The following is an 18,102-nucleotide window of genomic DNA, read 5'->3' on the forward strand; positions in this document are numbered from 1 at the left end:
TAGCCCCTCTTGTCATCCCAGTGTCAAGCACTTGGATCCAAGATTGGATACTGAGTTGGTGAGTATAAAAGTGTTGTGTTATGGCTAACGCTGACTCTACGTCATACCGTCACGGTATCTCTAGATCCCGCTAACACGTAGCGGGATGACGGTTGTCAAGGTGTCATCCCAGTGTCAAGCACTGCCTTTGTGTTTGTACGAACATTGAGATATAAGAGTCAAGAAAAAAGATGTCATCCCAGTGCCCAGACACTGGGATGGATCTGTTGCAAGGTGATGTTTTACTCGCTTGCTTTGCCAGCTCTTTTACATATTTTTCTGCTTTCTCAATAATCTCATACTTTATGGCAAAATCATTATCTGGATCAACAGAGCCGTTTTTTGCTGGAAGATCCCTCACATGTCCAAAGGATGCAGCTACTTTGAACTCTTTACTCAAATATTTACCTATCGTCTTTGCTTTCGGAGGTGATTCAACTATTAATAACGCCATATTGTTAATTATTTTAGTACTTAAAGATAATATGTTGAGAAATATACGATGAAAAGTAAAAAAATATTTTAATGGTTCTTGTGAATTTTACAAACTGGGTTATGGAACGTTTTCAGAAAATCTTTGGACCTTGCTATTTTCAAGTGACTTTGAAGGCTGATTACAACAATATATGATTGCAGCAGCAATAAGACAACAAACTCCAACCGCCAACAATTTCTAAGTAAACTGCAATAGTTATTCCTAAAGCAACTCCAGCTATTGCCAGTACAGAAGCAGCTATAATAGTTCTCTTTTCACTTCGTGGAGCAGCAGCACTTGGTTTACTTGGTTGTTGATTATTGTTTTGAATACCAATTTTTTGATCTGAAACTAGTATTTTAGTACTGTCACCTTCAGAAACTTCACCATGCTCACTATCACTTGCACTTATGTGTTCAATAGTGCCAGTTGTTTCACTTGCAAGCTGAGGAACTTGTTCGTCAACGCTAGAAGAACAAAAATTGACCAACTGCTGAAGTTGCTTAGTGCTTGGATTGCCAAGGTTTCCGCTTGATGCATTATTTTTGATCACTGCTGAAACAGCTGCACATAATTCCAGCCTTGGAGTGTGCCGTACTGCAACATCTTTAAAGTCAACAAAATCAATCAAAGGTTTTTCATGAACCCCAAGTTTTACTTTTAACTTCTCTCTGTTTTCTTCCAGAAAAGCTTTTATTTCATCAAGCGTCTTCCAAAGGTAGTGTGGTGGCAAAACGTTAATCAATAATGGTTCATGGTTATATAGGAATATACTTACCTCTATTTTAGGCATTATTTCAGCTTTAAGCTGCAGATTCTCTGGACTGACATATAAACCATCAGCTTCCAGTTTTGTTATGTGATTCACTATAGGCTCACACACGTCTATTTTATATTCGCTAACAGCCCAACTTAATGGAGTACGCCCGTGTTTATCTGCTTTATTAACATCAGCCCCTTTTTTAAGTAAAAGTTCTACTACCTCTTTACGACCTTTGTAAGTAGCAGATAATAAAGGAGTCGTTTCACAATCTCCTTCCATCGCATCAACATCAACTCCTCCTTCAAGTAAAAGTTCTACTACCTTTTTATGACCTCCGTAACTAGCATTATGTATAGGTGAATGAGTCCAATTAGTTAAATTAACATTAACACTTGCTCCATTGTTGATTAGAATTCTTACTACACCTACGTGACCATATTGAGCAGCTAGAGATAAAGGGGTATACCTACCTTGACTTATTTTGTTAACATCTGCTCCTTTATTTATTAGAGCTTCTACTATATCTATATAACCATTTTCAGCAGCCCAAAGTAATAGAGTCCACTTACCGCTTGCTTTATGAAGGTCTGGTACTGCTCTATCAACATCTGGCACTTTGTCTATTAAAGCTTTTACTACGTCTCTATAGCTCTCTCTATAGCCACCTTTAAAATGACCCTTTTTGAAAGCTGAAAGTAATATAGTCCACCCATCTAACCCTGCTTTATTAACATCTGCCCCATTGTCTATTAGAGCTTTTACTACACCTCCATGACCATATTCAGCGGCTAAAATTAATGGAGTACATTTACCCAAACGCATGTCAAAAGTATCTATATTAACATCCACCCATTTGTCTATTAAAATATTTAATATGTCTATATAGCCATGTTCAGCAGCCTGAACTAACAATCTTCTGCCATTTCCGCTTGTATCAACATCTGCTCCTTTGTCTATTAAAACTTTTATTATTTCTGCACGGCGCCAAAAATAAGCCAAAGATAATGGGGTATCTTTATTTCCATTTAGCAGTGAGTTAACACCTACTCCTTTATCTATTAAGACTTCCACTATTTTTACACAGTCAATTTGAATAGCTAACTTTAATAATGGTTCATAATGACTATTCGATGAGCAGTAATAACAAAAAAAATGATTTACACTAAAATTAGCCTTTCTCCATTTTTCATATACGACTAAATCCGCTGCCTTCAACTCCTTTCTTATTTTTTCGATTATGTTATCCTGATTTAGATCACCATCAGCATTTACTGCTCTTAATATTTTTATCCACTGTCCATATTCCATAACTTCTTTCACTCAACACTATTATGTAAACATTCTACCCAGTATCTCAGTAATTGTCAATTTTGCTAACAAATTACGTGAAAGTTTGTAGAAAACACTGAACTCTGTAGCATTACAAAAAATCCAATTATTTTCTTGCATTACTCTCTGTCATCCAAGTAGCTAACATTGGTTCCTTTATGACGGTGTCATCCAAGTAGCTGACACTGGTTCACTTTATGATGGTCAGTACCTTCTCCTGTCATTCCAGTAGCCCCTCTTCTTGTCATCCCAGCACCTTCTTCTGTCATCCCAGTGTCAGCTACTTGGATGAGAGGAGAATGACACCCTCCTGGTAGGCCCAAATTGCAATGTTCGTACAGTTGTGGACGTCGAGCCTATCCTAGTGTTGCATATCAAGCTCATACTCAGTATGTAAATCTTTGACCAAAGCTATAACGTATTCTTTTTGAATAATTATACTGATTTTGATTTCGGATGTTGTGATAGCAAGTATTTCTATCTTTTTTTCGCTTAAAACCTTGAGTGTGCGTTGCATCACCTCAGTGTTAGACATAACACCAATACCAATTATTGAAATTTTAGCTACATTATCGTTTATAGCATAATTTTCATTCTTATTCAGTAACTTTTCCATTAAATCAATATCAAATTTGGAGATAACAAAACTTGACCCATGTATCATATCAATTTTAACGTTTGCCCCTACTATATCTCTTAAAGTACACAAGTTATTTGCAAGGTTAGTGAAAGTTACAAGAGCTTCATTAGTGCTATAAGCTATTCCAGTAATTAAGTATCTCTCTAGTACATCCCTTTTGTGTAGTACTGTGGTGCCTTCTACTTCTTTAAAAGTGGATAGCACTTGCACTTTAATGTTATGCTTCATTGCAAGTTGTACTGAACGATTATGCAGTATTTTAGCACCAGATGACGACATTTCCAACATTTCATCGTAAGAGATAAATTTGAGCTTGCGTGCCTTTGGAACAATTCTCGGGTCTGCTGTATATATTCCATCAATATCAGTAAAAATTTCGCAAGTTCTAACACCAAAGGCTACCGTGAAGGCAACTGCTGATATATCAGAGCCTCCTCTTCCAAAAGTAGTGATTCTATCATCATTTATACCCTGAAAACCAGCGATGATCGCAGCAGTATAACCCTCAGCAAAAGATCTTTTCACACGGTCAATCTTTATTGTTTTTATTTTAGACTCAGAATAAAAATCATCAGTTACAATCGGTAACTGCCAGGCAAGCCACGATTTAGCATTAACTCCGATCGATTGGAGAGTGATAGCTAATAGACCGCAAGAAATTTGTTCTCCTGCTGAAAGCATAACGTCATACTCTGATAACTCTTGTCTGCAACTTAAATTTGAGATTTGCCTAGCCTGAAAAGCCATTTGGTCAGTAAATCCTGCAACAGCAGATACAACAACGATTACATTACCACCTTTCTCAATATCGTTTTTTATCAAATTTGCAACTCGGTTTAAATCAGTTAGCGAAGTCCCACCAAATTTTTTTATGATTATTTTGTCCATAGTTACAATATAACTTTCTTCTGAAGAAAAATATAGTTTTTGTAGAGATAGAGGTTGTCCGGAAACTAAAATTAAGGTAGAGTATAAGATGTATGGTTCCAGAGTGTGATGGTGTGGATCTATTATAAATAATTCAGGAGACTTTGTCAACTGAGAACATATAAATTCAAAAGGTGTAAGACCCCTAAGAGTTTTGAGTCTCTTTGCATAATTGTAGGCCATAACAAAGTCATAAAGATGCTCCTTAAGTTGCTGATGCGAACGATACTAATATTTCTTAACTGTAGCATTCTTTAAAGTTTTATTCATACGTTCAACTTGTCCATTTGTCTAAGAATGGCTAACTTTTGTCAGACGATGTTCAATGTTATTTTCTTCACAAACTCTATCAAATATGTGTTGGAAGGCGTATTTATGGCGCTTCTGATTTGTAAATTGTATGCCATTATCTGTCAAAATAGTGTGGATTTTATACGGTAAAATTCTAATCAGATTACCTAAAAACTCAGCAGCTATGGGTTTTGTAGCACTTTTGTGCAACTCAACGTAGGTGAATTTGGATGTTCTATCTATTGCAACAAACAAATACAGCTTTCCTTCTTCTGTTCTAACTTCCGCGATATCAATATGGAAATAGCCTATAGGATATTGTTTGAATTTCTTTCTTAGTTTAACTTCACCATCGACATCTGGTAGTCTGCTAATGTTGTGCCTTTGTAAACAACGATGTAAGCTGGAGCGACTCAAATGTGGGATTGAGGTTTGCAAAGCGTAGAGACAGTAATCTAACGGCAATAGAGTATGCTTACGAAATGCAACAATTATAGCCTCCTCTTCTAAAGTTAAAACAGTTGATCTTGGATGCTTTGGACCCATACCAGCATCTTTGGTAAATGAGCGTTTTCTCCACTTAATAATAGTTTTTGGTTTAAGGTTATAACACTTGGAGAGTTTTGCTATGCTCTCTTTACTATTTTGTATTGCTCTACGAATTGTCTCTGTTGTTCTGGCGCACCCATGTAATACTTGTCCCATAATTCCTCCCTTGATGATATTTTTTTCTCACATTTTATCATACCATCACACTCTGGAACTGTGCATCTAATAGAATTATAGAACAAGTTTAAAAGTTCTGGTAAAGTAGTTTTATTTACAAAGAATATGCTACTTGAAATTGAAAAGCGCAGCATAACAAATGCATTGTGGAAGTTGCAAGAAGCAGATCAAAGGGAAATCTTAACTCTTATACAGAGATTTGAGTTGCCAGAAGTACTAGCAAGAATATTGGTTACTCGTGGTGTTAACATAGAAAATGCGAGCGACTTCTTATATCCACTAATCAGATCGCTATTACCAGATCCCTTTCACCTTCTTGATATGGATAAAGCTGTTTCTCCTATAATACGGGCAATAAAAAATAATGAAAACATTGCAATATTTGGTGACTATGATGTTGATGGTGCAACGTCGTCAGCATTGATTAACAGGTACCTGAGAGCAATCGATATACACTCTATAATCTACATTCCAGATCGTGTTGATGAGGGCTATGGATTAAACACAGATGCTTTATTACAACTTAAAAAAAACGGGATCGATTTATGTATTTCCGTTGATTGCGGTACGCTTGCATATCAACCAATAGAAGATGCAAAGGTCTTTGGTCTTGATATTATAGTTGTCGATCATCATCTTGGTACGGAAAAGTTACCAAGCGCCGTAGCAGTTGTTAACCCAAACCGCCCTGATGAAAGCTCTCCTTATACTAACCTTGCAGCAGTTGGAGTGTCATTTCTGCTGATTATTGCTCTTAATAAAAGCCTACGTGAGCAAGGATTTTTTACCAACAAAAAAGAACCAGATTTATTTGATCTGCTGGATTTAGTTGCCCTTGGAACTGTTTGCGATGTTATGCAGATTACAGGCCTCAATAGAGCATTTGTCTCACAAGGATTAAAAGTTATGTCAGCAAGAAAAAACGTTGGCTTGCGTGTTTTATTTGATGCTTTGGGGATCCTTGAAAAACCAAGTGTTTCACGATTAGGGTTTAGTATTGGGCCATGCATAAATGCTGGAGGAAGAATTGGAGAAGCATCGCTCGGTGCAAGGTTGCTTTCCACCGATGATGATGAAGAGGCACATTCAATCGCGCTAAAATTAATAGATTTGAATAATGCAAGGAAAGTGTTAGAAAATGAGGTTCTCTTGGAAGCTACAGCACAAGCGGAAAAATTTGCCCAATTAGGTGTAAATTTTATAATGGTAAGCGGCAACTGGCACCAGGGAATAATCGGTATAATTGCATCGAGGCTAAAGGAGCAGTTTCACTTACCAACAATAGTGATGTCTTTAAACAATGGAATAGGAAAAGCAAGCTGTAGATCAATTTTGGGAGTTGATATCGGTGCTGCAGTCCTTTCCGCAAAGTTTACAAATTTAATTATTGAAGGTGGTGGCCATAGTATGGCGGCAGGATTTTCAATTAAAGAAGACAAAATAAATGATTTGCATGATTTTTTTACTGAAAGATTTTCAAACTCTATAAATGAGAAAACTTTAAAAGCTGATAGTATAGTAACTGCTAAAGCAATAAACTTATCTCTGTGGAACCAACTGCAACGCTTGGGACCATTTGGAGTTGGGAATCCTGAACCAAGGTTTATCATTCAGGGAGCAAAGATAAGAAAGCCTGAAGTTATAGGAGTTGACCATATAAAATGTTTTATTGCTGATGATAATGTTATGGTAAGAGCTATTGCATTTCGCTCTGCAAATACTCACCTTGGCTCTGCTATCATGCAGGGTAATGTTAAAGCCATTTTGGGTAAAATCTCTATGAATTACTGGGATGGCAATGAATTTGTACAATTTTTAATAGAAGATGTATTGACCATTAGTTGAGTTACTATTTTACAATAATTACCTATCAATCTCACCAAAAACTATATCGAGTGAGCCAATAATTGCTGCAACGTCGGCAAGCATGTGTCCTTTTGCCATAAAATCTAAAGCTTGTAAATGTGCAAAGCCAGGTGCTCTTATTCGGCATCTATAAGGTCTATTGGTACCATCTGAAACTATATACACTCCAAACTCACCTTTTGGTGCCTCAACAGCTGCGTAAGCTTCACCTTTTGGTACGTGATATCCTTCTGAGTAAAGTTTAAAATGGTGAATCAGAGCTTCCATAGATTTTTTCATCTCTGCTCTTGGCGGTGGAGAAATTTTTCTATCTTCAGTTTTTATTGGGCCTCCAGGCATTTTCTCTATACACTGCTTCACCAAGCTAACAGACTGCCTAATCTCTGCCATTCTAACTAGATAACGGTCATAACAATCGCCATTTTGGCCAATAGGTATATCAAAATCTAGCTGATCATATATTTCATATGGCTGGCTTTTTCGCAAATCCCAAGCAAGCCCAGCAGCACGCAGCATTGGTCCACTAAAGCCCCAGTCAAGTGCCTGTTTAATTGATATTTCACTGATTCCTACAGTGCGTTGCTTCCATATCCTATTTTCTGTTAAAAGTTCATCAACATCGTCTATATACTTTGGAAATTGCTCTATAAACTTTGCAATATCCTCAATCAAGCCTTCTGGAACATCTACTGCAACTCCACCTGGTCTGATGTAAGCTGCGTGAAACCTTGCGCCTGAAGCTCTTTCGTAAAATTCCAGTATTTTTTCTCTTTCTTCAAAGAGCCATAAAAGAGGGGTCATTGCTCCAACATCAAGCGCTTGAGAAGAAACGTTCAGTAAATGATTTAGTATTCTCGTCAGTTCACAAAACAAGACACGTAAATACTTTGCCCTAATTGGAATTTCGCATTGCAACAATTCCTCTACACATAGTGAATACGCATGCTCTTGTGACATTGGTGACACATAGTCAAGGCGATCAAAATAAGGCAAAGCTTGAAGATACGTTTTATGTTCTATTAATTTTTCAGTACCACGATGCAAAAGCCCAATATGAGGATCAGCTCTCTCAACCACTTCGCCGTCCATCTCTAAAACAAGGCGCAACACTCCATGTGCAGCTGGGTGCTGAGGGCCAAAATTTAACATCATTGTCTTTAGATCGGGCATGTCCAGTAGTTTAAGATATTAAAATTGTATAGGCTAAAGTGTGCTCAAAGTCAATAGACTTCTTGCATATGCTACAACTTTCATTCAATAGAAACAAAAACTTTTACAATGCTAATAAGTGTTGGTAAAACTAAGTCACTTTAGCTATAGAATGACAGAAAGGGTTTGAATTAGCCAAATTTTTAGTTGAGGTAGCATAAGAGGTTAAAGGAAAAGCTTTGTGTTAATGGATTCATTTCAGGTATAATACAGATAATACCACAATACTTATAAAATGGATCATGTTGTTAATGCGTACAATAGACTTGACACTCCTATAGTTAGGGGAGAAGGGGCATATCTTTTTGACAAAGATGGTAAAAAATATTTAGATTTTGCTGCAGGTATTTCTACAACTTCTTTAGGGCATTGTCATCCATACATTACAGACAAACTGAAAGAGCAATTGAGCTCACTATGGCACTGCTCTAACATTTTCACTATTCCCAAGCAAGAAAGGCTTGCTGACCGTTTAACAACCCTTACTTTTGCAGATAAAGTTTTTTTCTGCTCAAGTGGGCTTGAAGCAACAGAAGCTGCAATTAAGTTTATTCGTCGTTACTTTTATTCAAAAGGGCAAGCAACACGTAATCGTATTGTTACAATTGAAGGAGGGTTTCATGGCCGCAGTATTGCTGCAATTTCTGCTGGAGGCAATGAAAAATCACGCGAAGGTTTTGCTCCGCTCCTTTCTGGTTTTGATAAAGTGCCAAGAAATGACATTAAAGCTTTAGAGAAAAAAATCAGCGATGAAACAGCTGCTGTGTTTTTAGAGCCCATACAAAGCGAAGGCGGAGTATATCCACTAGACGTAGAATATCTTCAAAAAGTAAGGAAAATAACAAAAGCTCAAGGGATAATTTTGTGCTTTGATGAAGTGCAATGCGGATATGGACGCATCGGTTCTTTATTTTATTATCAAAATGTCGGCATTGAACCTGATATGCTAACCTGTGCAAAAGCTATGGGTAACGGTTTTCCTCTAGCTGCATGTTTAGTAAAAGATTACATAGCAGAAGCAATCACTCCAGGAACTCATGGATCAACCTATGGTGGCAATCCACTTGCCATGACTGTTGGTAATGCAGTGCTCGATATAATGCTAAAAGAAGGCTTTTTTGATCATGTTAAGAGAATTAGTAAATATTTAAAAGAAAAGCTGTTGCCTTTAGCTAAAGAATTTCCTGAGATGATTTCAGAAGTTCGTGGAGAAGGGCTACTAATGGGAATAGAACTAGCAACTCCTGTAGCTGATAAAGTTATTAGTCGATCTCTTGATAAAGGTTTAATAATAACTAGGGTTTCAAACAACAAAGTAGTAAGGATAACCCCACCACTTATCATTGAGGATGAGCATGTGAATGCGGCGTGTAATATGCTTTATGATTTATTTTTTAAGATTAAAGATATATAAAATTCGGCAATATAAATTCAGGCTTGCAAATACCTCTCAGAACATGTAAAATTAATTTTATTTTTTATCACAATAACATCGTACTTTAATGGATTGGTTATTGGTCTTAGTATCATCAGCAATTTTTATTTTGTTAATTTTATCGTTTTTGTTCTCAGGAGCAGAAATAGGCTTAACCTCAATTAGCCGTTCTCGAGTTAATAAGCTAAAGCTAGACGGTAACAAAAGAGCCAGGATAATAGACCGCTTATTAAATAAGAAAGAATTGACAATAGGAACGGTATTGCTCGGCAATACAATTATTAATATTACTTGCTCTGCTTTATTTACAGCAATATTTATCAATCTTTTTGGAAATGAGGGCATTCTCCTATCAACAATTATAATGACATTTTGTATTTTATTATTCTGCGAAGTTCTACCAAAAACTTATGCTATTCAAAATCCTGAAAAATTTGCATCATTTTCTGCTTATTTTGTATTGTTTTTTGTAAAGATTTTTTCTCCATTGACGCTAGGTATTCAATTTATTGTTAACCTCATCCTGAAATTATGTGGGCTGCATAAAGATAAGGAAGTAATATCTGCAGCGGATGCAATGCGTAATATGATTACTCTTCACCGCAGTGAAGGAACTATGTTACAACAGGATTTAGATATGCTAAGCAGCATACTTGATTTGGCTGAGACAGAAATATCACAAATTATGACCCATAGAAGAAATTTATTTTCTCTTGATATAAATCGAAGTAAAGAAGAGTTGATAAGGGAAATTTTAACTAGCAGTCATAGTAGGATACCTTTATGGCAAAAAGAACCAGATGATATTATCGGTGTAATTCACGTGAAGGGTCTAATAAATGCCTTGCGTGAAAAGAATAATAAAGCGGAAGAAGTTGACATTACCCAAGTTATGTCAAAGCCTTGGTTCATACCAGAAAGTACGCCGCTTAGTGTACAACTTCACAATTTCCGTAAGAATAGGAAACACTTTGCACTTGTTGTTGATGAATATGGAGCATTGCAAGGAATTGTAACTCTTGAGGATATATTAGAAGAAATAGTTGGAGAAATTTCCGATGAACATGATTTGATTACGGAGAATTTTATAAAGAAGATGTCTGACAATGTGTATTATATAGAAGGAGAATCCACGATTAGAGATATTAACAGGCAGTTACACTGGAATCTCCCTAGTGAAGAAGCTACAACTCTAGCAGGTATGATTGTGAATGAAATAGAGCGCATTCCTGACGAAGGCGAGGAGTTTTCCATGTATGGTTTTCGCTTTAAGATTTTAAAAAAAGATAAAAATATTATTACTGTTGTTGAAGTGCAAGTAAAAACTGGTAATACTAGTAGCAGCAATTAATTAGTGGAGTTTCATGGAAGATACAGTAAAAATAACGGCTGAAGAGTTGAAGGGTTACATAGAGAGAATCGAAAAACTTGAACAAGAAAAGAGGGATGTGCAAGATCACATTCGTGATGTATATGTAAAAGCCGCAGATGAAGGTTGGGATATAAAAGTGATGAAACAAATTATTAGGCTGAGGAAGATGGATGATGATGACAGAGAGGAACAAGAAATATTGCTTGATACCTATAAACGTGCATTGGGAATGAGCTACGAAGAAGAGTTAAGTGAATAGCAGAATTGTAATTGGAATAAGTGGAGCATCTGGTTCTATTTACGGTGTACGTATTTTAGAGGCGTTAAGAAATATTAATAGATCTCTTATCCCTGTCATCCGAGTAGCTGACACTGGGATCCAGGGAAAAAGAAATATAGATTCCAGCGTCACGCGCTGCAAATTTGGTTATGAAACTCATTTAGTGATAAGTCGTGCTGGAAAAATAACTCTAGCTCATGAGATTAAAGAAAAACTTGAAGATATTACATCACTTGCAGATTTTTACTATTCTGAAGAAAAAATAGGAGAAAAAATAGCAAGTGGCTCATTTAAAACCTCAGGAATGATTGTAGCACCATGCTCTATGAAGACAATGTCTGAAATTGCATCAGGTGTTACTTCCAATCTATTGACAAGGGCTGCAGATGTAACGCTAAAAGAAAGAAGAAAATTAATTCTTATGGTGCGAGAGTCACCACTACATCTTGGGCATTTACAAAATATGTTAAAATTAACGGAGATGGGAGCAATAATTGCTCCACCAGTGCCTGCTTTCTATATTAAACCAAAATCGTTGGATGATATTATTAATCATTCTGTTGGCAAAGTATTGGATTTATTTGATATCAAATTACCTGACTTTAAGGAGTGGCAAGGAAGTGACAATTATTATTGATGGTAAAAAAATAGCAAACGACCTATGTGAGAGGCTATCACAAAAAATTGATATTTTAAAGAGAGAGTATAACATTTTTCCTTGCCTGAAAGTAATTCTCGTGGGCAGCAATCCAGCAAGTCAGGTTTATGTTCGCAACAAACAGAAAAAAGCAGAATCAATAGGCATAAGTTCTGAGACCATTGTTTTGCCTAATAATATTTCAGAAGATGAATTGATTGAAAAAATCAATGAGTTAAATGAAGATCGATCTGTGCATGGCATTTTAGTACAGTTGCCTTTACCAAATCATATTAGTGCAAGCAGAGTAATTAACGCAGTAAGTATTGAAAAAGATGTAGATGGCTTCCACGATGAAAACGTTGGTAGATTAGTTAAAGGTGAAAAAAACTGCCTTATACCTTGCACTCCTAAAGGTTCTTTGCATTTAATTAAATCAATTGAAGAGAACCTTTCCGGTAAAAACGCAGTGGTGATTGGTAGGTCAAATATCGTGGGCAAGCCAATGTTTCACCTATTGCTGCAGGAAAATTGCACTGCTACCATCTTGCACTCACAGAGTAAAGATTTAGCTGAATATTGCTCTAAAGCGGATATAGTAGTTGCAGCAGTCGGAAAGCCAAATTTTGTTCAAGCAGACTGGATAAAGAAAGGTGCAATAGTGATCGATGTTGGCATAAATAGTGTTAATGTAGGAGAGCTTGTAGGTGATATTGACTTTGAGGGAATAAAAGGGAAAGCCAAAGCTATTACCCCAGTACCCGGAGGCGTTGGCCCAATGACAATTGCATTTCTAATGATGAACACTGTTATTGCTGCTTGCTTGCAGAAGGGAGTTGATGCTTCTAATTTCATTAGTTGAGGTATGAAGAGAAAAGCTATATGAAGATAGAATGTACCACATCTCACAATTAATAAAAAATTGAGATTTTTGAAATTCCTCAGTAGTCAAATTTATTAAATATTTAGGATCATCATCTATTCTTTTTTCTCTACAAGTATAGTATTTTCAAAAGCGAATGATAAAGGTATAATATGTTTTTTTAAAGTAGGGAAAGCTATGGTATATAGTGTAGATTTAAGGGAAAAAGCAGTATCTTTGGTAGAAAAAGGAAAGTCAAAGGTTGAAGTTGCAGAGGTTTTTGAGATAGACACTATATAGATGGTTAAAAAAGAAAGCTACTGGCCAAGGTCTCAAAGCGGTAAAAAGTACTGGTTTTATTCGGAAAATAGACCCAAAAATACTTGTAGACTATGTTAAAAAACACCCGGATCACACACTAGCAGAAATGAAACAAAACCTTGGCTTTGGAATAAGTGCAACTTGGTATAGGTTAAAACAGCTAAAAATAACCTTAAAAAAAGTCACATTCTATCAAGAGCGCAATCAAGAAGATAGGCAGCAATTTATCGATAAAGTCTCAAAAATAGACCACTGTAGCATTTTATATATAGATGAAGCAGGAGTTGATAATAGACTATACCGAGAATATGCATGAGCTCCAAGAGGAGAAAAAATATATGCTGATGTTCCAGGAAAAAAGTGGGAAAGAGTGAGTATAATAGGTGGATGGATTGAAAAGAAGTTTATTGCACCAATGACCTTCACAGGAGGGTGTAATAAAGATGTATTTAATGTATGGTTAGAGCAAACCACAATTGCAGCGTAATACAACCATAGTTATGGATAATGCTATATTCCATAAAACTCCCAAAACAAAGTCATTAATAGAGTCTTTTGGCTGTCATTTGCTTTATCTTCCAACATATTCACCTGATCTAAATCCGATAGAGCATTGTTGGCACACCATCAAAAGTCGCCTCAGACCTCTAATGCATCAATGTACAGACTTACACCTTTTAGTTGGTAATACCATTTTAGACGTTTATCATTCGTTTTAGAAAATACTATAGTTTCATTAAGATTTTTTTTAACTCCTCTTGTTTACTTTTATCTTGTCCGTTATGCACTGGTCTTGGTGTGATATATGAGAATTTCATTCTTTGCATATTACGGTGTACTGTAGACTTGCTAAACCAAACTTTTCCTGAATTCTTATTCTCGTTTCTTTAATGGTAATGTTGGGATTTTCTTGTATCCATGCTTCAACTTGTTCAAGTTGGCTTTGGTTCAATATAGTTTTTCTACGGCGTTGAGGTGGAGCAAATAATTTTTCTTCTCTGCCAAATTTTAGGTCATGCAGTAAGTACCTTTCTTGAAATGCAACATATTTTTGCTACGGCTGTTATACTATGCTTTTTTGCTGCAATTACAGCATTTAGTTTTTTTGCAACATATGCATTATTTCTTACTTTCTTCAGCATTTCTTTTGCTCACTTTTTCATCCAATAATTTTGATCTTAATGCCATTTAAACCTCGCTATTTTACTTACTCCAGTATGGCTTTTTTCCATTATTGTCTATCCGTTACTTGTATAGCGGGAATTGGTATTAGGAGATTTATTTGACTTTCTTTTTGGTAGTTTTAAAGCTAATCGCCAATTTGAAAATAATATCGGAGTACAAAAAGAATTGTATGGTCGGTACAATAAATTCATGGATAGTCTTGGGGGCTTAGGAAAAGATGGTCCAGGAGGATTTATTAATCAAATAGCATCGCAATATCAAGGCAATCCTTACCAGCAGTTTATTAGCAATCAAATGATTGGCAACCAATTAAGAGCAAGTGTGCTTGATCAATCAAGCTATGGTCTATCTAAAGTTGCAAGTTTAAACTCTGAACTTGCGTCGCGTGGCTTGAATGACTTTATCGGTTCATCTTTAGGAGGGCTGCAAAGTCTTATCGGAGCACATGGTCTTGGTGCACAAATTGGTCAAAATCTAGGTGGTGGTTACACTTCTTACGGAAAATCTTTAAATGATCGTTGGATAGCTATAAATCAAATGTTGGGTGGACTTGGTCAGGGTATTGGTAGGAATTTAATTTGATTTTTTATACTATACATAATATAATATTAATATATTAATATTATATGAGACAAAATGATGTCAGAAAGTACTTTTGTTGGAGCTATATTTATATTCTGGGCTTGCGTTTTGGGTTTGTTTTTCGGTTTTGGTCCATGGATACAGGGTCTAATTTATTTTGGATTGTTTTTAGCAATTGATGTAGTGTTTATGGTAATCTCCTGTGTTGTCGTGGGGTATTTGATAGTTGATCTGTTGTTTCTTAGTGATGCCCCCTTGCTTCTGCAGGTTATGCTTTTAGGTCCTCTGCTTTTACTAATTATAGCAGAAATTATAGAAATTTATTTATCTCGCAAAAGATTAAAACATTGAAAACTACAATTCAAAAAGACCTAGATTTATGCCGCAAAGATTTTGGTTTCTTTGCGTTTCAAGTCATGCTGCGAGTGTTTAATATCAGATTAAATTTAAAAAGAGAAGATGGCAGCAAAAACCATTTGTGCGTGCTGTTCAGCAGCATTAATCGCTTGGTGTTTGAAAAAGCACACAGTCAATGGTGGAACATACCACCACGCTGTGCTAAGACAACACTGGGTTTTATATTTCATGTGGCGTTTGCCCTCGGTAATAATCCAAGGGCAAAGTTTATGTATATTACACACCAAAGAGATTTGATGCGTGAAAAAATCAATGAACTGCACATTGTCCTTGAGTCTCCATTTTACCGTCAAGTCTTTCCAAACGTAAAAGTAGTTGGTCGCAAAAGTACGCGAGTAATTAGAACTAAAGAAGGAGGTTTTGTTAATGGCTTTTCAATATCAGGGCATGTAACAGGTACAGGAGCTGGGGATAGTTCTCTTGATTTTGATGAAGGTCGAAAGTACGGTGGTTGCATTATCCTTGATGATTTACATGATGCAAGCTGCGCTTATAGTCGGGTATCGCTGATCAGTGCCTGTCAAAAGTTTGAACAATGCATAACTTCAAGGCGTAACACTGCTGATACGCCATTTTTAGTGATTGGTCAAAGGATCAGTGTTTACGACATATTTGGTTATTTAGAGAAAAAATCAGAGCGACAGTTTGAGAAGATCATAATACCTGCAGTACTTGAAGATGGCACGAGTATTGATGAGAATAGATTGCCAATGCAGGAACTTAGGATCAAGGAAAAAGCAGATACCGTCTCGTTAGTCAACAAGAAAATTACAAAATAAGGCAATATTTCATATAAGATTGAAAGTATTTTTTTTAACAATCAGCTAAGTAAACCTTCCTCCAACAGCTTTGCCCTGTAGTTTTTGATATGATCTGAATCAAAAGCCTTCTTTGAACTTAGAACGCCAAAAACAATATGGAGTAACTTACGCATCGCAGCTCCCACAATGGCCATATTATGCTTGCCTTTTTCTTTTAATCTCTTGCAAAAAGTCATAATAATAGGATTGTGATTTTTAGCTACTATAGCAGGAAAATACATTGCCTTACGTAGTGTTCGTTAACCTGATTTACTTAATCTGGGCTTGGCATATACAGAGGAACCTGACGTTATATTTCGTGGTATAGCTCCAGCATATGCTACCAATTGCCTGGCATTTCTAAAAGCTTTTATGTCAGGAACTTCAGCTAAGATAGCTATTGCTGATTCCTCTCCTATGCCTGAAATAGTTAATAGAAGTTGAAAATTTTCCAACAACTCTTTGTGTTGCTTTAATAGTTCACGTATGGAGTTTTTTATTGTTTCTATTTTTTGAGCTATATTCATTGCAAGGTCTTCCCAAGCATTTGTAACTTCTTTAGGCAGTCTCTCTTTTTTTTCTAAGTGGTTATTTACTAATGTCAATTCATCTTTTAACGCAGCCGAGCAAGGATAAAGATGTTTTAATTTTTTTAACTCCGGAGAAGGTGGTGTCCAACGAGTTGGTTCCTGTCTTTGGCAGTAATCAGCAATAATTTCCGCATCGGTCTGATCATTCTTTTGTCGTACAAGCTTACTTATTGCATAAGATCTTATGCAATAAGGATTTACAACACTTACAAAATGTCCAGCATTGTGTAGAAATTTAGCCAGAGCTTCACTATAACAACCAGTAGCTTCCATACAAGCTTTCACTTGCTCTACGTTATGTTTTTGTAGAAAGCTCTGCAGACCTTGAAACTCATTATCATCGTTCTTAAAGCTTCTTTTCCTAGTTTCATGTTTTCCTTTTTTACTTATAAATGAGAGAAAAACATCAAAGCGATCTTTTGATACATCTATTCCCAGAAAGTTGTTGATCATATATAACCCCATACGTTACCATTAAAAATGAAAAGTAAGGCTATTCTTGCGGATACAGAATTAGAACCATTTAGGTCTTTCTATGATACCGTACAGCCTATACCTTTGAGAAGGGAGCTCTTATCTACTTGACAGATTTTATATCTAAGCCCTATGACAGAGTGCTTCCCTTCTCCATCTAATGCTTAAGCTTAAAACATTAGATGCTTTTTACAAGATACAAGCCTCTTTCTTGTCATCCCAGTGCCCAGACTACTTGGATCCAGAAAACTTAACTTTAAATAAGTGGCTGCATAATGAAGACTAGATTCCAGCGTCACGCGCTGGAATGACACCATTTTCGGTCTCTTAAGTTGCTTTAGCTACAAACATTAAGAAATTTACTAAATAAAAAAAAAGGTAAAAGAAACCCCGTTGGTGGTTGGCTATTTACTATGTACTAAAATATCGGCGTTTTTTTATTCTAAAACGCTTGATTAAGAGCGATTTAGCTGCTTTTAACTTGCAACTAACCTAAATTATAAACGTTAAGAAATTTACTGAGCGGAAAAAAAGGCAAAGAAACCCCGTAGTAGCTAGCATTCAAATTCTCCTTTGTTAATTTGACGTTTTTTGCTGTCTTAAACGCTTTGTAAGCGCGTTTCGGCTTTTATAGGTAAAAACCCAGAAATTTTTAAAGACATGCGATGCACGTAGTGCGAAAAATTAAACATGAGACGCCAAATACCCTAAGTTTTTTGTCATTAACCTGCACAGATTGCGAAGATAAATAAATAACTTCAGTTTCATGATAAGAGGGCTGGCGGAGTTTGTAAAGTAATTTTTCGTAGCTCTCATGACTTAAAAAGCTGGATTCCAGCTTCACGCGCTGAAATGACAGATTAATGTTACCTTATCTAGATA

General features: G+C 36.1%; 14 protein-coding genes and 5 pseudogenes. 11 read left to right on the forward strand and 8 right to left on the reverse strand.

Going from position 1 to position 18,102, the window contains the following annotated elements; all coding sequences use genetic code 11:
* Positions 1–280: 280 nt before the first annotated feature.
* The 5 genes and pseudogenes from AAGD91_RS05935 to AAGD91_RS05955 all read right to left on the reverse strand — a co-directional run.
* Positions 281–493: pseudogene (locus AAGD91_RS05935) on the reverse strand (toprim domain-containing protein); the annotation flags it as partial.
* 160 nt (positions 494–653) lie between these two features.
* Entirely contained in the window at positions 654–2,585 is a 1,932-nt protein-coding gene (locus tag AAGD91_RS05940; RefSeq protein WP_341820965.1) for an ankyrin repeat domain-containing protein, read from the reverse strand.
* A 188-nt stretch (positions 2,586–2,773) separates the two neighbouring features.
* On the reverse strand, positions 2,774–2,929 hold the full coding sequence (locus AAGD91_RS05945; protein ID WP_341820966.1) for a hypothetical protein: 156 nt from the start codon (positions 2,927–2,929) through the stop codon (positions 2,774–2,776).
* 38 nt (positions 2,930–2,967) lie between these two features.
* Positions 2,968–4,134, reverse strand: coding sequence for an aspartate kinase (locus AAGD91_RS05950; RefSeq protein WP_341821525.1), 1,167 nt, complete (start codon positions 4,132–4,134; stop codon positions 2,968–2,970).
* Between the two features lie 90 nt (positions 4,135–4,224).
* Positions 4,225–5,169 (reverse strand): annotated as a pseudogene (locus tag AAGD91_RS05955) (IS481 family transposase); the annotation flags it as partial.
* 126 nt (positions 5,170–5,295) lie between these two features.
* Here AAGD91_RS05955 and recJ point away from each other — a divergent pair.
* A complete protein-coding gene (recJ, locus tag AAGD91_RS05960; RefSeq protein ID WP_341820967.1) occupies positions 5,296–7,035 on the forward strand; it encodes a single-stranded-DNA-specific exonuclease RecJ in 1,740 nt (579 codons plus the stop codon).
* 18 nt (positions 7,036–7,053) lie between these two features.
* Here the strand turns inward: recJ and AAGD91_RS05965 are convergent, their stop codons facing one another.
* A complete protein-coding gene (locus tag AAGD91_RS05965; protein WP_341820968.1) occupies positions 7,054–8,226 on the reverse strand; it encodes an NADH-quinone oxidoreductase subunit D in 1,173 nt (390 codons plus the stop codon).
* Positions 8,227–8,500: 274 nt separating this feature from the next.
* On the opposite strand from AAGD91_RS05965, the gene AAGD91_RS05970 reads away from it, so the two are divergent.
* The 8 genes and pseudogenes from AAGD91_RS05970 to AAGD91_RS06410 all read left to right on the forward strand — a co-directional run bounded on the left by AAGD91_RS05970 (position 8,501) and on the right by AAGD91_RS06410 (position 13,891).
* Positions 8,501–9,679: an aspartate aminotransferase family protein gene (locus tag AAGD91_RS05970; protein ID WP_341820969.1), complete on the forward strand. Its 1,179-nt coding sequence runs from the start codon at positions 8,501–8,503 to the stop codon at positions 9,677–9,679.
* 88 nt (positions 9,680–9,767) lie between these two features.
* Positions 9,768–11,051: an HlyC/CorC family transporter gene (locus AAGD91_RS05975; RefSeq protein WP_341820970.1), complete on the forward strand. Its 1,284-nt coding sequence runs from the start codon at positions 9,768–9,770 to the stop codon at positions 11,049–11,051.
* A 13-nt stretch (positions 11,052–11,064) separates the two neighbouring features.
* On the forward strand, positions 11,065–11,331 hold the full coding sequence (locus AAGD91_RS05980) for a DUF2312 domain-containing protein (protein ID WP_064125346.1): 267 nt from the start codon (positions 11,065–11,067) through the stop codon (positions 11,329–11,331).
* Positions 11,324–11,989, forward strand: coding sequence for a UbiX family flavin prenyltransferase (locus AAGD91_RS05985; RefSeq protein ID WP_253309371.1), 666 nt, complete (start codon positions 11,324–11,326; stop codon positions 11,987–11,989). The genes AAGD91_RS05980 and AAGD91_RS05985 overlap by 8 nt, the downstream gene beginning before the upstream one ends.
* Complete coding sequence (gene folD, locus AAGD91_RS05990; protein WP_341820971.1) at positions 11,973–12,851, forward strand: bifunctional methylenetetrahydrofolate dehydrogenase/methenyltetrahydrofolate cyclohydrolase FolD; 879 nt, start codon at positions 11,973–11,975, stop codon at positions 12,849–12,851. Before AAGD91_RS05985 ends, folD begins: the two co-directional genes overlap by 17 nt.
* 198 nt (positions 12,852–13,049) lie before the next feature.
* Positions 13,050–13,151 (forward strand): IS630 transposase-related protein, encoded by a 102-nt coding sequence (locus tag AAGD91_RS05995; protein WP_213863610.1) that lies wholly within the window; start codon positions 13,050–13,052, stop codon positions 13,149–13,151.
* Between the two features lie 49 nt (positions 13,152–13,200).
* Positions 13,201–13,488 (forward strand): annotated as a pseudogene (locus tag AAGD91_RS06000) (IS630 transposase-related protein); the annotation flags it as partial.
* A gap of 184 nt (positions 13,489–13,672) precedes the next feature.
* On the forward strand, positions 13,673–13,891 hold the full coding sequence (locus tag AAGD91_RS06410) for a transposase (RefSeq protein WP_410541925.1): 219 nt from the start codon (positions 13,673–13,675) through the stop codon (positions 13,889–13,891).
* 9 nt (positions 13,892–13,900) lie between these two features.
* Here the strand turns inward: AAGD91_RS06410 and AAGD91_RS06005 are convergent.
* Positions 13,901–14,360: pseudogene (locus AAGD91_RS06005) on the reverse strand (winged helix-turn-helix domain-containing protein); the annotation flags it as partial.
* Between the two features lie 75 nt (positions 14,361–14,435).
* Between AAGD91_RS06005 and AAGD91_RS06010 the strand changes: the two are divergent.
* On the forward strand, positions 14,436–14,939 hold the full coding sequence (locus AAGD91_RS06010) for a hypothetical protein (RefSeq protein ID WP_341820972.1): 504 nt from the start codon (positions 14,436–14,438) through the stop codon (positions 14,937–14,939).
* Positions 14,940–15,364: 425 nt separating this feature from the next.
* Positions 15,365–16,135 carry a hypothetical protein gene (locus AAGD91_RS06015; RefSeq protein ID WP_341820973.1) on the forward strand — a complete coding sequence of 257 codons (771 nt, stop codon included), beginning with the start codon at positions 15,365–15,367 and terminating at the stop codon, positions 16,133–16,135.
* Between the two features lie 41 nt (positions 16,136–16,176).
* On the opposite strand, the pseudogene AAGD91_RS06020 reads toward AAGD91_RS06015, so the two are convergent.
* Positions 16,177–17,199, reverse strand: a pseudogene (locus tag AAGD91_RS06020) (IS110 family transposase).
* Positions 17,200–18,102: the final 903 nt, after the last annotated feature.

The organism is Wolbachia endosymbiont (group A) of Myopa testacea (genome assembly GCF_964027115.1).
In the GTDB taxonomy this organism is placed as follows: domain Bacteria; phylum Pseudomonadota; class Alphaproteobacteria; order Rickettsiales; family Anaplasmataceae; genus Wolbachia.

Excerpts from the sequence above, each read along its gene's own strand:
- AAGD91_RS05940 (WP_341820965.1), bottom strand. The coding sequence starts at position 2,585 with ATGGAATATGGACAGTGGATAAAAATATTAAGAGCAGTAAATGCTGAT.
- AAGD91_RS05950 (WP_341821525.1), bottom strand. The coding sequence starts at position 4,134 with ATGGACAAAATAATCATAAAAAAATTTGGTGGGACTTCGCTAACTGAT.
- recJ (WP_341820967.1), top strand. The coding sequence starts at position 5,296 with ATGCTACTTGAAATTGAAAAGCGCAGCATAACAAATGCATTGTGGAAG.
- AAGD91_RS05965 (WP_341820968.1), bottom strand. The coding sequence starts at position 8,226 with ATGCCCGATCTAAAGACAATGATGTTAAATTTTGGCCCTCAGCACCCA.
- AAGD91_RS05970 (WP_341820969.1), top strand. The coding sequence starts at position 8,501 with ATGGATCATGTTGTTAATGCGTACAATAGACTTGACACTCCTATAGTT.
- AAGD91_RS05975 (WP_341820970.1), top strand. The coding sequence starts at position 9,768 with ATGGATTGGTTATTGGTCTTAGTATCATCAGCAATTTTTATTTTGTTA.
- AAGD91_RS05980 (WP_064125346.1), top strand. The coding sequence starts at position 11,065 with ATGGAAGATACAGTAAAAATAACGGCTGAAGAGTTGAAGGGTTACATA.
- AAGD91_RS05995 (WP_213863610.1), top strand. The coding sequence starts at position 13,050 with ATGGTATATAGTGTAGATTTAAGGGAAAAAGCAGTATCTTTGGTAGAA.
- AAGD91_RS06410 (WP_410541925.1), top strand. The coding sequence starts at position 13,673 with ATGGATAATGCTATATTCCATAAAACTCCCAAAACAAAGTCATTAATA.